Here is a 15,904-nt window from a genome sequence, read left to right on the forward strand (position 1 = left end):
ATCGTTCTACAGATCTTCGTCGTCGTCCATGTTGCCGGGCGTGAAGATCGACCCGACGAGATCGCGATATGACGGACCGTTGTCCGTATCGTCCTTGGCGATCTTGGAGTGCTGATGCAGGGCATCGAGCACGAACTCCATCGCCGTGGCCATCCTGACCGTATCGGCGGGATCGATCCCGAGCGTCGCAGCCGTCAGCCTCGCCAGTGTCGGCACCTGGACCAGCACGCCGTAGAATTCGTCGACCGGCATGGTATCGTCGAGATCGACATGGTTGCCCTGTTCGAACCACCGGACGATGGGCGCGTACGGATCTTCCTGCTGTCCCTGCTGCTTCCGCGAGCGTCTCACGTTCGGATCGGGGAAGTACATCCTGAACACCTCGCGTACGGCCTTGCCGATGAGAGCGTGTGCGACCTTCTGCGGGCCTTCCTGTTCGCCCTCGAAGACGAGTTCGACCTTGCCGGTGATGCCGGGAAGGGCGCGGGTGAGATCGCACAGACGGGGAGCGATCACGTCCTCGCCCGTCATGTAGGAGCGGCGTTCGGCATTGGAGACGACGTTCTCCATCGTGGCGATGGTGAGGCGGGCGCTGACGCCGCTGCTCTGATCCACGAATTCGCTCGTGCGTGCGAGCATGGCCACGCTCTCCACGATCTGTCTGAGGAAGGACGGCAGGACGAGCCGCAGGTCCGAACGTTCGAGCCACGACTCCTGTGCCGTGATGATCATACCTTCGTCGATGGAACGCGGATAATGCGTCAGGATCTGCGACTGGATGCGATCCTTCAGCGGCGTGATGATGGAGCCGCGGTTCGTGTAGTCTTCGGGATTGGCCGTGAACACCATCAGGATGTCCATCGGCAGGCGGACGTTGAAGCCGCGTATCTGGATGTCGCGTTCCTGGAGGATGTTGAAGAGTGCGACCTGGATGCGGGGCTGGAGATCGGGCAGTTCGTTGATCACGAAGATGCCGCGATTGGAGCGCGGGACGATGCCGAAGTGGATGGCACCTTCGTGAGCGTAGTGCAGACGTTGCGTCGCGGCCTTGATGGGGTCGATGTCGCCGATGAGGTCGGCCACGCTCACGTCGGGTGTGGCGAGCTTCTCGCCGTAGCGTTCCTCGCGTCCGATCCATTCGATCGGAGTATCGTCGCCCATCTCTGCGACCATCGTCACGGCATGATGGGATACGGGATGGTAGGGATGGTCGTGGAGTTCCGACCCTCTGACGATCGGGATCCGTTCGTCGAGCAGATGGATGAGCTGGCGGGCGATGCGTGTCTTTGCCTGACCCCGCAGGCCGAGCAGAAGAATGTCGTGTCCACCCAGGATGGCGTTCACGATCTGGGGTATCACGGTATCGTCGAATCCGATGATGCCGTTGAAGACGGGCTTGCGATCACGCAGGCGCTGGATCACGTTGCGTCGGAGTTCTTCCTTGACGGAGCCGCCTGCCCATCCCGAGGCCCTGAGCTCGCCGATCGTTGCTGGGTTCATGCTAGGCGTGATTCGTGAGATTGTCGATGTACTTGGCGATCATATCGAATTCGAGATTGACGATATCGCCGATCCTTCGTTCTCCGATCGTCGTATGCGTCAGCGTATGGGGAATGATGGCCACCTTGCAGCGTTCGTCCTCGAGAGCGGCCACCGTGAGACTGATGCCGTCGATGCAGATCGAGCCGACGGGAATGAGCCACTTGCGATAGGCGGCGGGAAATCGCACCCAGATCTCGCGTCCGGTTTCGTTGACGATGATGTCGTCCACGATGCCCGTGGCATCCACGTGGCCCTGGACGAGATGTCCTCCGAGCCTGTCGTTCAGGCGTACGGCACGTTCGAGGTTGACCTTGTCGCCCTTGGCGAGATGGCCTGTCGTCGTCTTCCGCAGGGTTTCGGCGACGGCCGTGACGTCGAAGCTCGTGGCCGAGCGTTGCGTGACGGTAAGGCAGACGCCGTTGACGGAGATGGAGTGGTCGACGGCCAGGTCATCCATGACGTCCCGTGCAGTGATGGTGAACCGTACGCCGTCACCTTCGGGTGCCGTGTGGTCGATGGTGCCGATTTCTTCGATGAGTCCCGTGAACACGTCAATTGCCTTTGATGAATCCAATGATGATGTCCATGTAGGTCCGCACTCCCATCGTTGCGGGAAGCGTTTCATGGTCGGCTCCTACGACGGGTATGAAGGTCTTCGGATTGTTGGCTGCGTCATAGAGAACGCGGCCGTTGGCCTCCATGTCGATGAACCGGTCGTCGGTCCCGTGCAGGATGAGGAGCGGCGCATGGATGCGTCTGACCCTGCCCTTGTTGTCGAACGTCCCGTCGAGCAGGTAGCCGCCGGGAATGTCGAGGAGCGTGCCGCTACGTACAAGCGTTTCGCCGTCGGCGAACGGGGCTTCGAGGATGACTGCATGAGGTTGTGGCTGCCGGTCCGCCGCCTGCACGGTGGCCGCGACAGCGCCGAGGGAATAGCCGTAGCAGGTGACGCGCACGGAATCTTCGTTGATGTGGGATGTCACGTAGTCGTAGGCCGCACGGGCGTCTTCGGACAATCCGGTTTCGCTGCTGGTGCCCTCGCTTCTGCCGTAGCCACGGTAGTCGTAGATGAAGACGTCGAAACCTGCCTTGTAGAGATACTCGACACGGTTCCAGTATTCGCCGATGTGATGCTTGTTGCCGTGGCTGTAGATGATGACGTCATGCGGTTTCTGCCGCACCGAATCCGGTTGCCGCACGAAGAAGCCGTAGATGCGGAAGCCACCGGACGAGAACTCTACCGCTTCGACGCGCGACACGGGAATGACCGAATCGGCAAGGTCGTACTGCGACAGGCGTGCAGGGTTGAAGAGGAAGGAATCCATGGTGCAACCGCCCGCGACGGGCAGCAGGAGCAGCAGGCAACGGATGGCCAGGTGATGGAATCGTAGGATCATAGTCTGAACGCTCCCCCGATGAAGCCGCCTGCCGAGCCGTGGCCCCCGATGGACGACCGTCCTTCGAGGACTCCGTTGCGCGTGACGTGGTTCACTGCCTGCCAGATGAACTCGGCCTGTATGGAGAACGACGCCGAAAGGGGAACCTGGAGTCCGGCGAACGGGCTCGCGAAATACCTCACGGTCGTCGTCTGCAGTGTCTGATGAAGGCCGAAGTAGGCGAGCCATCCACCGCCCGTATCGTAGCTGAACGTGGCCGCGAGGTCCGGATAGAAGCGCATGTCGCCGAAAGACCTGAAGTCCGAGAACAACATGAGTCGTGCCCCAACGGTGAGCTCCGGAAGCGAGCCGTTTTGATGCCATGCCCGTATGGAGGCTCCCGCATCGATGCCACCCACGCCGAAGGCCGCCATCAGCAGATGCGCATTGCCGTGTACGGTAATGTCGTCGGTCACACCGTGCATGACGCCGGCAGTGAGATAGGGAATGATGACAGACGGGACCTTGCCGGGCGCGATGGGGCCGCCTGCCGAGGCCGTGATGGTCGTCGTCCCTGTCGGCATGACGCGCACGGGCTGGCCTGCACCGCACCCCCAGCATACGATGCACAGGAGAATAATGGTCAGCGGTTTGCACAGGTGAAGAGGGCGCATCATATTCGTCCACGACTACACGACGATTGGGTGTGCGAAGATACGCTCCCCCTGCCTCATCCTCTTCCATGGAAGCACATGCATCGGTACGCGCAGTACGTCCATGACGGCCAGATACGGGATCTCCTGCAGACCCCGACGCTGGAAGCCTGCATGGCGTCGCTCGATTCCGAGCGTAGCCAGACGATGATCGTCGTGGTGCCGACGGTCCTGCATCAGCGCATCGCGCTGACCGCATGGGCACGGGCCCATGGCGGCGGTACGCCACCGCTGGTCATGACGATGAACGTGCTGCTCCGGCACCTTGCAGGGGCCGTTCTCGACGAACGGCCGATGCTCTGTTCCGATGCCGATGCGAGCGTCCTGCTCCGTGAGGCGGCCATCAGGGCCGGACTCCCTCCCGGGGCCTTCGGCGTCACCGTGTCCCGTATCGTCGAATGGACTCTCGAAGGATGGAGTCCCGACCGGTTGTACGAATACGACGACGAGCTGGCACCGCGACGTCTCAGGCGTCTGCGCCAGGTCGCCGACCTCTGGTCTTCCTACCGCACGCTCAAGGGTACGGGGCTGGCCGACAGGGCCGATCTGGTGCTGAGGGTCACGGACGGCGTGGCCTGCGCCGATGAGGTCATCCTGCGTCTGCGCGATTCCGCGGAGCCGATCCGTACCCTGCTCGTGACGGGCCTGCACGACGTCACCTACGTCGAACGGATTCTTCTGCACATCCTCGCGCAGCGGGGATGGAACGTGGGTATACGCTGGCTTCCCGACGACGTCAGTGCGTCGAGGGCGGTCTCGGATCATACGACGTGGCTCGTCGGTCATGGTTGGCAGGTGGGCACGGTGGGCAGCGAAGAGCGGATGCCGATCCGCATCGTCGAACGCACGTTGCCCACGCGGCGTGACGAGGCTCGCCTCATCGCAGCATTCGTGAAGCGTCGTCTGATGGAAGGTGACGTGACGCCTTCGCGGATATGCGTCGCCGTCGCATCGCGAAGCGATGCCGAACGTCATGTCCTCAATGCCTTTCGCGACGCAGGAGTGCCCGTTTCCCGAGAGGGGACACGGCGTCTTTCGACCGTCGGCTCCGTCACCGCCGTGCTCGCCGCACTCGACGTCATGAGATACCGTTGGAGGCGTTCCGATATGGAGCGGCTGTTGCGCAGCGGATACGTGACGGGAATAGGTCACTACGGACATGCACTGCTGAATGCCGCCGAAGAAATCAAACTGCAGGGCGGTGAAGGTGCGCTCGACTGGAGTCGCAGACTCCAGCAACGCCGCATCATCGTTCGCGACATGCAGCGCAGGGAGGGTGACGACCACTGGTACGAACGGAAGCGCATGCTCGACGATGCCCTGACGGCCGTCGTCCACCTGCAGGAACGTCTGCCCCAGTTCGACGATTCCGTCTCCGCTGCGGACTTCGTCGCCATCGTACGCAAGGACATCGTCCAGGGCCTGGGCATCGGTCAGGCGGCACGCGAGCGTCAGCGTCGTGCCGATGTGCTCGACGTCGCAGCGGTCGACGAGGCCGGTATCACCACGCTGATGGAAACCTGCGACCGGTACGTCCGTCTCGCCGACGTCACCTCCATGAAGCCTGCACCCGTCGATCATCATGTCTCCGAGCTCATACGTATGGTGCTCGACATCGACGTACGCGTTCCGGATTCGTACGTGCACGGCGTGGATGTACTGCCTCCACAGGCCGTTTGCGAACGACGATGGAGCATCGTCATCGTGCCGGCCATGACCGAAGGCGAATTCCCCGTACGGATACCGGACGGGGTCGACGAGGATCTCGTCCCCGGCCGTGCCGCCGCGCGCCAGCTCGATGCATTGCAGGACGTCATGGATGCCGTCGACGTCGACGGTCTGCTCCTGCTGACGCGGCCGCACGTCATCGATGACGCACCGACGATGCCCTCGACCTTCATCGCGATGATCAGGGATGTCACGGGCCGACGGTTCGATCACAGGGAGGTGACGGGAGACGGCATCCTCGACGCAGACGACACCAGCGGTTTCATCATGAACATCGACGAGGCGCGGATACGCGACGGCGAGCCCGATGCCTACGGCCACATCCGGCAGCAGGCCGTGATAGGACCGCATGCCGATCCTGCCGTCACGGAACGTATCGCCACGATCACACATCGTCCGCTCAGTCCATCGAGACTAGATACCGTCGCCGCTTGTCCCTATCAGTACTATGCAAGGCATCTCCTCGGTATCGACGTGGCTTCGCAACAGGATGACTCGCTGAGCGGCCTCGAGCGCGGCAATCTCCTGCATGACGTCGCACGCCGCTTCTACGAATCGTATCGTACGGGCGAAGGTCCGATCGATATCACGGCCATTCCCGAGGCATCGCTGTATGACAGGCTCGTCGACGTCTATCATGCAGTCGCCCCCGAATTCGATATGGGACACACCTACGTCGACGTCGAGCGCAGGGCCATGCTCGGTACCGCCGATCGTGCAGGGATCCTGCGGCGCTGGCTCGCACTCGAGCTCTCCATCCAGAGAGCTTCGGCACGGCGCCCGGCATACTTCGAACACGAAGTCGACGATGCCATCGACATCGTAGGGCCCGACGGCACGCTACGGAACGAAGCCGTGTCGATGCGTGTCGACCGTATCGATATCGGAACTGGAGAAGAAGGTGTGGGAGTCGTCGTGACGGACTACAAGACGACCAGATCCTCCACGGCATCGCGCAGGGACGTCATCAGCGGTGTCAAGACGCAGATGACGCTCTATCTGGCGGCCGTCACCGCAAACATGAAGAAGAACGGTATCCCGGCCGTCGCCGCCTGTGCACGATACGTGACCTTCGGACGTTCCATGCGTGCAACGGAAGATCCTGTGGAACGGATCGTCATCAACGATCCCGTCATCGGTGAACCGATGGCGGATCGATCACGGCATCGGGACGAAGCGGCGATGCTTTCGGCGGAAGAACAAGTGTCGGCGCTGTTGAACGTCGTAGGCGGGCATGTCGACAGGATGCGCGCCGCATCCTATCCCGTCGATCCGGTCGATGGAGCGTGCCGTATGTGTTCGTTCAATGAACTCTGTCGGATCGATCACTGGGGCAGGGTGTCGCAAACAGTCATTACGTAAGGAAGAAGATCATGGCGAAACGACCGATGATGCGAAAGTATGCACCTCTGCGTGCGGCACAACTGCGATGGACTTGTCCACCGTCCGCACTGCCCTTCAAGAGTACGCGCGAAGTCAAGCCGCTTACCCGTATTGTGGGACAGCAACGCGCCATGGACGCGATACGGCTCGGAGCGCAGATACGATCCCAGGGATATAACATCTACGTGTCGGGTATGGTCGGTACCGGGCGTCTCACGACGGTGCAGACCATTCTCGACGAACACAAGAGCGACCCGAAGGAATTCTTCGACTTCGCTTACGTACACAACTTCAAGCAGACGGAGACGCCTGTCCTCATCCGTTTCCAGAAAGGCGAAGGCCGCGTCTTCGCCAGGATGATCGACGATGCCCTCGCCTACCTCAAGCGGCGCATTCCGCAACTGTTCGAGGAAGACCAGTTCCAGTCCGACCGCAAGAGCATCATCCAGAAGTATCAGTTGCAGGAGAAAGGGCTCCTCAACGAATTCGATTCCAAGCTGCGTCCGCGAGGCTTCGCCGTAGGACAGATGCAGGATGACGAAGGGAACGTGCGTACCGAGATATTTCCGGTGATCGACGGAAAGCCCTTCGCCGTGGAGCAGCTCGACGAACTGATCCAGGCGGGAACGATGACGATGGATCGCGCCGCCCAGATCCGCGAGGAGTATGCGGCGCACAAGGAAGAGCTGGTGGAGATCGGACGCAAGAGCATGCGCCTCATCGCCGAGTTCCGGAAGAGCCTCACGGAGTTCGACCAGATGTCGGTGGCCCTCATCGTCAATGCAGCGTTCGAAAGCGTGCGTACGAGTTTCACGAGGGACAGGGTCGTGGAGTACCTGAACGGCGTCCAGAAGCACCTGCTCGAACATCTCGACGAACTCGTGCGACTCTTCGCCGCCCGTCAGACCGGCGCACCGGATGCCGCCGTCGACGAAGCGATCAAGGCCTTCTTCGCCCAGTACGGCGTGAATCTCGTACTGGACAACTACGATACGAAGGTCGCTCCCGTCATCATCGAAACGTCTCCCACCTATGCTTCGCTCTTCGGGAGCATCGAGAAGCGTTACGATGCACGGGGCTTCTACATCAGCGACTTCACGCACATCAAACCGGGGGCCATCCTGCGCGCCGACGGCGGATACGTGATCATGAATGCCCTGGACGTGCTCGGCGACCCGCAGATATGGTCGGCCCTCAAGAAGGTGATGCTCTACAACCGGCTCGAAATCCAGAACACCGATTCGCAGTTCCAGTTGAATGCGCTGAAGCCGGAATGGATCAAGGTCAACGTCAAGATCATCCTGCTCGGCGATCCTTCCATCTATCATTACCTGTGGGGATCGGACGAGGACTTCCACAAGATGTTCAAGGTCCATGCCGAATTCGATCATCAGATGGACCGCACGCAGGAGATGATCAAGAACTATGCGGCCTTCTTCTCACTGCTCGCGGCGGAGGATGGCCTGCTGCACTGCGACCGTTCGGGTGCGGCAGCCCTCATCGAATGGGCCGTGGAGCGTACGGAGTCGCAGGACAAGATCACGTTGCAGTTCAGCTACGTCGCGGACCTCCTGCGTGAAGCCTCGTTCTACGCACACAAGGCCAACGCTCTGGTGATCTCCCGTTCCCATGTCCAGATGGCAATCGATCAACGGCACTGGCGAAGCAACAGCGTCGACGAATCCATTCGCGAGCAGATCCGGAAGGGAACGCTGCTCGTGGATGTCAAGGGGGCACGCGTGGGACAGATCAACGGGCTCACGGTCTATAGCACCGGTATCGTGAGCTTCGGCAAACCAGCACGTATCACGACAACCGTCAGCGCCGGAAGTTCGGGTATCATCAATATCGAACGGGAAGTGGAGTTGAGCGGTGCCATCCATTCCAAGGGAGTGCTCATCCTCGCAGGATTACTCCGCTCGCTGTTCTCGCGCTCGCAGCCCATTTCCTTCGCGGCCAGCATTGCCTTCGAGCAGTCGTATGGCGGTATCGACGGTGATAGTGCCTCGGCTGCCGAAATGGTGGCGCTCTTGAGCGCCATCTCGAATCTCCCCATCAGGCAGGATCTGGCCATCACCGGATCGATCAACCAGAAAGGCGACATCCAGCCGATCGGCGGCGTCAACGAAAAGATCACGGGCTTCTTCGAAGTGTGCAGGGACAGGGGCCTGACCGGAAAGCAGGGCGTCCTCATTCCGGCGCAGAACGTCAGGGACCTCATGCTGCGGCAGGAGATCATCGATGCCGTCCAGCACAAGAAGTTCTTCATCTATCCCATCAAGGTGCTCGAGGACGCCGTGGAGTTGCTACTGGACGTGCCAGTGGGAACGCCGGATAAACGCGGGCATTTTCCTCCGGAAACTGTATACTGCAAGGTTCAGCACAATCTCAACGTTCTGCATGAGGCCAGCCGCATGCACGGCAAGAATTGACGATGCCCTCAGTACACGCACCTGTCGTTGTCCGTAACATCTACGATATCCTTGGCGATACGTCGCTCACGCAGCGACGTATCGCACCTCCGTTGCGCACCTATGTCGTCGAAAGTCCGTTGATCGATCTCGCACTCGAGCTCGATCGAGGCCAGCCATTCTCGGTGCCTCTGCTCTATATGTGCGAGCGGCATGTGCGGACTACCGACGACGCGTCGTTCGACGTGGATCTCGGAGTCCTGAAAGCGATGGCGGCCATCCATCGCGATGATCACGAGGCCGCTCGGTCGATCCTGCGTGACGTGGTGCGACATCTCGACATCCTGTCGCGTTCGTCGCTGCGGACGTACGTCATCCGCCTTCTCGATCTGCTGCTGCTGCCGGAGAAGACGTCGGCCGATCGTGTCCAGGTTCTCTGCGATACCATCGATGCCGCGGGCGACGACGTGGCCCTGCTGTCCAGCTTCCTCGTCAATGCCGTCTATTACTGGGTCGATCACGGCCGGCCCGATCTTGCCTTTATCGGATGCCGGACGCTGGATTCGATCGTACGTAATCATCATCTGGAGCGGCTGCAGGTGCGTTTTCTGGTCCTGCGCGGTTACGTCGATGCGATCACGACGGGACACGACAGCGGCCATCTGTTGTTCCGCCGTGCGATACAGGCAGCCGAGGCGATCGGGGACGCCCGTGTGGAATACGAAGCCCGCACGCTGCTGACGGAGTCCTTGCTCGTCATCGGCGACGCTCCTGCGGCGCTCGAGCAAAGTGAAGCGCTGGCGCGGTTGCGGGACGGCATCGACACCTATCCGTCCTGTCGCTATACCGTATGGCGCCATGCGGAAATCCTCGCCGAATCCGGACGACTGGCCGAGGCTCTCGCGATCGTCGAGCCGCATACGAGTGAAGCGCTTCCGCGCTACGTGCGTGCGATGGCACTGGTGCTTGATGCCGACGACATCGTCCTGCGCCGGAAATGCATCGGTGAACTCGAGGAGCTTTTCGCAGACGAAGGCAGGTGTCGTCTTGAGCCATGGCGCAAGCAGCGTATCGCAGGATTGCTCGCACGCTGCTATCAGGCTATCGGCGATCATCCGCGCGTCATTTCCTACATGGAGCGTACGCTCGCCTTGCGTAATGCCGCCGACGATATGCGTCGCAGACGCCGGGCATTGCTCGACATCGTACGTCTGCGAGGCAGGATACACGGCTGATCGACCTGTCCGTGTTGTTCCATCACGGGCGTCATCCGGTCTCCTCTTCCCATCCATGGACATATGAAACACGTCCTCGTATCGCTGCTCTTCGTGATGCCGGTCGTACCGTCGCGTATCGCTGCGACGACGTACGATCCGATGCAGAATGGAGGATCATGGACCCTTCCCGCATCCGGCGCGCAGATCAGCCGGTACATCAGACGGATGTATCAGGATCGATCCGGGAACATCTGGTTCGGTACCAACGATGATGGAGTATGTCGCTACGACGGGAAGGCCCTTGCCTGGTTCACCACGGCGCAGGGGCTCGGAGGCGATGCCGTGCGAGGCATCGTCCAGGACGCGAAGGGGAATATCTGGTTCGGTACGTCGGGAGGTGTGAGCCGGTACGATGGCCGATCGTTCACGACCTATACCGTGAAGGACGGACTGAGGCACGATGAAGTCTGGAGCATGCTGCTGGACAGATCCGGAACATTATGGGTGGGCACGGCAGGCGGCGTCTCACGCTACGATGGGAGGAGATTCGTCGACTTCGCCCTTCCGGCGGTCGAACGTCGACACGCGTCGGGCAGCGTCTATGCAGCTCCGGATCTGGTGAGCTGCATCGTACAGGACAGGGGCGGACGTATCTGGTTCGGTACGAACGGAAGAGGAGCGTATCGCTACGATGGGAAGACCCTGACCCGCATCTCGACACGGAACGGTCTCGGCGATGATCTCGTGCAGTGTATCCTGGAAGACCGTAAAGGAAATCTCTGGTTCGCCACACAGCGCGGCGGGATGAGCCGATACGACGGAACGTCGTTCACCAGGTTCGCGGTGCGCGATGGTATGGGGCGTGCGTTCGGGTGGACGATGATGGAGGACAGGGAAGGCAGGGTATGGATCGGTACCGTAGGTGACGGCCTGTACCGCTACGACGGCGCATCCTTCTTCCGTTATTCGCAGAAGGATGGTCTTGCCAGTGCCCATATCCAGAGCCTTTTGCAGGATACGAACGGGACGATATGGGTAGGTACGTCCGGTGGGGCCTATCGCTACGACGGGACGAAGTTCGTCAATTTCACCAGGGACCAGGTCGGGAGGTAGGGCATGACGCCCCACCTCCCCGGATGTTCTGCTCAGTGTCGGAAATGGCGCATGCCCGTCATCATCATCGCCAGTCCCTTTTCATTGGCCGCGGCGATGACTTCTTCGTCGCGGACCGACCCGCCAGGCTGGATGACGCACGTCGCCCCTGCTTCCGCAGCCTGGATCAGGCCATCGGCGAAGGGGAAGAACGCATCCGAAGCCACGGCGCATCCCTTGAGATCGATGCCGGCATCCTCGGCCTTGCGTACGGCGATACGGGCGGAATCCAGACGTGACATCTGGCCTGCGCCGATGGCGAGCGTACGATCCTTGACGGCATAGACGATGGCATTGCTCTTGACGTGCTTGGCGATCTTCCATGCATACATCATCGCCGCCCGTTCATCATCGGTAGGATGGCGCTCGGTGACGGTGCGAAGAGCCGTCTCGTCGAGCAGTTCCTTGTCCGTGTCCTGGACGAGATAGCCGCCGGCCACGGTCCGTACGTCCATGCCGAGCGACGCCCGCAACGCGGCTTCGTCCATCGTCATCAGACGGCGATCCTTCTTCTTGCGGAGGATGTCGAGGGCCTCGTCCGTGAAGGACGGGGCGATGAGCACTTCCGTGAACAGGGAATGGATTTCTTCGGCGAAGGCCTTGTCGACGATCCGGTTCAGGGCGATGATGCCGCCGAACGGACTTACCGTGTCGGTGGCGAAGGCCTTGCGATAGGCATCGACGAGGTCGGTGCCGCTGCCGACGCCGCATGGATTGTTGTGCTTGACGATGACGCAGGTGGGCTCGTCGAATTCCAGGACGAGCTTCGCGGCCGCGTCGATGTCGAGGATGTTGTTGTAGGACAGTTCCTTGCCGTGGAGCTGTGCGAAGATGTTCAGGAAGCCTCCGTAGAGAGCGGCCCGCTGATGCGGATTCTCTCCATAGCGCAGGGCCTGCTCCTTGCGCAGTGGCAATGCGCGCTCGTCCGGCAGCGCCAGACCTTCGGTACGTGCGAACCAGGACGATACCATGCCGTCATAGTAGGCCGTGTGGGAGAATGCCTCGCGAGCGAGCTGACGTCTGAAGACCTGGGGCACGTTGCCGCTCTTCAGGTGGTCGATCAACTCGGAATAGCGGCCGGGATTGACCACGATGCACGTATGCCTGAAGTTCTTCGCCGAGGCGCGTACCATGGCCGGACCGCCGATGTCGATGTTCTCGATCAGGTCTTCTTCCGTCGCCGACGGATTCGCCAGCGTCTTCTCGAAGGGATAGAGGTTGATGATGGCGATGTCGATGCTCGTGATGCCGTGCTCTTCCATTTCCCGGACGTGGGCGCTGTTGTCAAGAACGCCGAGCAGGGCGCCGTGGATCTTGGGGTGGAGGGTCTTCACGCGGCCGTCCATGATTTCCGGGAATCCGGTGATGTCGCTCACCTTCGTGACGGGGAGGCCCGCCTCCTTGAGCGCTGCGGCCGTTCCACCCGTGGAGATCAGACCGATGCCCAGGGCATGCAGTTCGCGGGCGAGATCGACGATACCGGTTTTGTCGGAGACGGAGAGCAGGGCTTGCATCATGTGAGGGCTGGGAGGCATGGATAATCGTTGCAGAACGCGAAAATACGGCCTAGCCGTCAATGCATCATCCGACGGTACCCCGCCATCGGTCACGCCCGCCCTATCAGCCCGGACAATGGAATATCGTTTGACCGATTAGTCGGTCGTGCATAAATTCGTCCACTTCTTCGACGGGCACATCTCCAGAAACCGGGACACGCGACGATGAAAAGCACCATTACCTGCGACATGGAAGGCATCATCCAGACCTTCAACCAGGGGGCCGAGACGCTGTTCGGCTACTCGAAGGAAGAAACGGTGGGCAAGCTGCGCGTTTCCGTATTCTCACCAGGAGAAATCGTCCTGCAGAACCTGAAGACGTGGCTCTCCCAGGCTGATGCGACGGGCGAGTACGTCACGGAAACCAACTTCATCAGGAAGAACGGCGACGTCTTCGGAGCGCGGATACGTCTGTCACCGACATTCAAGGACGGGCAGCAGATCGGATACTGCGGCGTCACCGAGGAACTCGAACGTCCCGTCGACGTGCCGATCAGGACGGCGACGAAGATCGTCCGCTGGCTCGTCATCACGCGGGCACCCTTCCTGACCGCGGCCCTGGTTCCGTGCTTCATCGGTCTCGCCTTCGCCGGTAGCGTGGCCGGTGTACCGATCAACGGCTTGTATGCGACCCTGGCGATCCTCGGCGTGGCCCTCCTCCATCTCGCGAGCAATGTCTACAACGACTACTTCGACGTGAAGAGCGGTACGGACCAGGCGAATACGAAGTACTTCGTCCAGTATTCCGGCGGGTCACGTGCCATAGAGATGGGGCTGATCGATCTCAAGGGAACGCGGACCGTCGCCATGTGGCTCATGATCGGGGCCTTCGCCATCGGCCTGTTCCTGACGTGGCAGATCGGTATGGGCGTGCTCTGGTACGGTCTTGCGGGCCTGTTCTGCGGCTATCTCTATACCGCTCCGCCGGTCCGTCTCGTGGCGCGCAGGGGGCTGGGTGAAGTGACGATCGGCATGGCCTTCGGCCCGCTCATCACGGCCGGAATGTATTACGTGCTCACCGGTACGTCGTCGTGGGAAGCCTTCCTGATCGGCATTCCGACCGGACTGTTGACGACGAACATCCTGCTCATCAATCAGGTGCCCGATGCCGACAGTGACGCCACGACGGGAAAGAACCATCTCGTGGTGACGTTCGGCAAGGACGCGGCCGTCTGGTTCTATACGTTGTTCTGGGCCGGTGCCATCGCCACGACGGTATGGCTGGGCCTACGGCACCATGCGCCGCTCCTCTGGATCCCGGCCGGTATCGGGCTCGTCTATGGGGCCTGGGTCATCAGCTACATGCGCCGCAACATCCATTCACGTGCACTCGTGAAGGCCAACATCAACACCATCTATCTGCAGATCGTCGTCGGTGCACTGTTCGCCCTCATGCTGGTGTTCTGATGGCCCGGGTAACGACATCCTCGTCGGCCGTGATTTATCGATCGTTCGGCAGGACTGCGGACGCTTCCTCGGCCACGTAGAACGAACCGCAGACGAGCGTTGCCATGTCGGCTTCCAATGCCGCACGGACGGCGTCGGCGACCGTGCCGAACGTCCTTACGTCATCGAAGCCGTTCCTCATTGCGCGTTCGGCGAGTTCTTCCGGTGCCATCGAACGCTTGTAGTCCGGTGCACAGACGTGGAGCGTCTGCGTGAGCGGTCTGAGATCCGCGAGCATGGCATCGGCATCCTTGTCGGCCATGACACCGAAGACGACCTGCCAGGGGTGCCCAGCGAGGCCGCAAGCCGCAAGCGTCTCGACGAGGGCCTTCATTCCCGCAGGGTTGTGGGCGACGTCGAGGACGATCGGTGGCTCGTGCCGTCGTAGCTGGATGCGTCCGGCATGTCCGGTTACCGCCTGCACACGTTGAAGGCCTAGGCGGACGTGCTCTTCGGAAATGAAGTAGATCGACCGCAATACGGGCAGGGCTGCGATCACACCTGCCAGATTCCGCGCCTGATGCGGTCCGCACAGGTCGGTCGTCAGATAGTACCGGAAGTTCTGATCGATGACGCTCACGGTCATCGTGAGATCCGGATGATAGCTGTCGACGTCGACCTGCAGAACGTCGTCGACGAAGGTGAGGGGAGCATGGAGCCGTTGTGCTCGTTCTTCGAAGACGGAGCGGAGTTCCGGACGCGGTTCCGTGACGATGCACGGAACGTCGGCCTTGATGATGCCTGCCTTCTCTCCTGCGATCCCGGTCAGCGTCGAGCCGAGATACTCCTCGTGATCGATGTCGATCGACGTGATGATCGTCAGCAGTGGAGACACGACGTTCGTCGCGTCGAGACGTCCACCGAGTCCCGTTTCGATGACGGCCACATCGACGCGCTGTTCGGCGAAGTACTGCAGTGCCATCGCCGTCGTCACCTCGAAGAACGTCCCGCCGATCGGCTTGGCGACATTCATGAGGGGCCGCGCCAGGCGGGCGATATCCTCATCGGAGATCTCGGTGCCGTTTATCCGTATGCGTTCGTTGAAGCGGGCGATATGCGGTGATGTATAGAGTCCGGTCTTGTAGCCCGCCTGCTGCAGGATGGCAGCAAGCATGGCGCACGTACTGCCCTTGCCGTTCGTACCTGCGACGTGGATGACGGGAAGCATGACGTGCGGATCGCCGATGTGCGTGAGAAGCGTTTCGATACGTTCGAGGCCGGGCTTGATGCCGAAGAACGTCATGGCGAACAGTTCTTCGAGAAGAGGGGCGATGGACATGATGATGACGGGGTGGATGACGGACATGCAAACATAACCTCCGGAAACACGAAGCCCCCTGCCGTCGGAACGGCAGGGGGCTTGAAGATTACGTGCGGAAT

11 protein-coding genes are annotated in these 15,904 nt (G+C 61.0%); 5 read left to right on the plus strand and 6 right to left on the minus strand.

Annotated features, from left to right (window positions below):
* Positions 1-6 precede the first annotated feature (6 nt).
* The 4 genes from BGO89_09995 to BGO89_10010 are packed head-to-tail and all read right to left on the minus strand — an operon-like array spanning position 7 to position 3,595.
* Positions 7-1,500 (minus strand): magnesium chelatase, encoded by a 1,494-nt coding sequence (locus BGO89_09995; GenBank protein ID OJX56850.1) that lies wholly within the window; start codon positions 1,498-1,500, stop codon positions 7-9.
* A 1-nt stretch (position 1,501) separates the two neighbouring features.
* Entirely contained in the window at positions 1,502-2,092 is a 591-nt protein-coding gene (locus BGO89_10000) for a riboflavin synthase subunit alpha (GenBank protein OJX56851.1), read from the minus strand.
* A gap of 1 nt (position 2,093) precedes the next feature.
* Positions 2,094-2,939: a hypothetical protein gene (locus BGO89_10005; protein ID OJX56852.1), complete on the minus strand. Its 846-nt coding sequence runs from the start codon at positions 2,937-2,939 to the stop codon at positions 2,094-2,096.
* The gene (locus BGO89_10010; protein OJX56853.1) at positions 2,936-3,595 is read right to left on the minus strand and encodes a hypothetical protein; all 660 of its coding nucleotides are present in this window, start codon (positions 3,593-3,595) and stop codon (positions 2,936-2,938) included. The genes BGO89_10005 and BGO89_10010 overlap by 4 nt, the downstream gene beginning before the upstream one ends.
* A 27-nt stretch (positions 3,596-3,622) precedes the next feature.
* Between BGO89_10010 and BGO89_10015 the strand changes: the two genes are divergently transcribed.
* From BGO89_10015 to BGO89_10030, 4 genes are all read left to right on the plus strand, one after another.
* Positions 3,623-6,721 carry a hypothetical protein gene (locus tag BGO89_10015; protein OJX56854.1) on the plus strand — a complete coding sequence of 1,033 codons (3,099 nt, stop codon included), beginning with the start codon at positions 3,623-3,625 and terminating at the stop codon, positions 6,719-6,721.
* Positions 6,722-6,747: 26 nt separating this feature from the next.
* Positions 6,748-9,174 carry a hypothetical protein gene (locus BGO89_10020; GenBank protein OJX56855.1) on the plus strand — a complete coding sequence of 809 codons (2,427 nt, stop codon included), beginning with the start codon at positions 6,748-6,750 and terminating at the stop codon, positions 9,172-9,174.
* The gene (locus BGO89_10025; GenBank protein ID OJX56856.1) at positions 9,171-10,388 is read left to right on the plus strand and encodes a hypothetical protein; all 1,218 of its coding nucleotides are present in this window, start codon (positions 9,171-9,173) and stop codon (positions 10,386-10,388) included. Before BGO89_10020 ends, BGO89_10025 begins: the two co-directional genes overlap by 4 nt.
* Positions 10,389-10,451: 63 nt before the next feature.
* Positions 10,452-11,483 (plus strand): hypothetical protein, encoded by a 1,032-nt coding sequence (locus BGO89_10030; protein ID OJX56857.1) that lies wholly within the window; start codon positions 10,452-10,454, stop codon positions 11,481-11,483.
* 32 nt (positions 11,484-11,515) lie between these two features.
* Here the strand turns inward: BGO89_10030 and BGO89_10035 are convergent, their stop codons facing one another.
* Entirely contained in the window at positions 11,516-13,057 is a 1,542-nt protein-coding gene (locus tag BGO89_10035) for a bifunctional phosphoribosylaminoimidazolecarboxamide formyltransferase/IMP cyclohydrolase (protein ID OJX56858.1), read from the minus strand.
* A 210-nt stretch (positions 13,058-13,267) separates the two neighbouring features.
* On the opposite strand from BGO89_10035, the gene BGO89_10040 reads away from it, so the two are divergent.
* Positions 13,268-14,485, plus strand: coding sequence for a hypothetical protein (locus BGO89_10040; protein OJX56859.1), 1,218 nt, complete (start codon positions 13,268-13,270; stop codon positions 14,483-14,485).
* Between the two features lie 34 nt (positions 14,486-14,519).
* On the opposite strand, the gene BGO89_10045 is transcribed toward BGO89_10040, so the two are convergent.
* Positions 14,520-15,830: a hypothetical protein gene (locus BGO89_10045; protein ID OJX56860.1), complete on the minus strand. Its 1,311-nt coding sequence runs from the start codon at positions 15,828-15,830 to the stop codon at positions 14,520-14,522.
* Between the last annotated feature and the right edge of the window lie 74 nt (positions 15,831-15,904).

This window comes from Candidatus Kapaibacterium thiocyanatum (assembly GCA_001899175.1).
Taxonomy (GTDB): Bacteria; Bacteroidota; Ignavibacteria; order Kapaibacteriales; family Kapaibacteriaceae; genus Kapaibacterium; species Kapaibacterium thiocyanatum.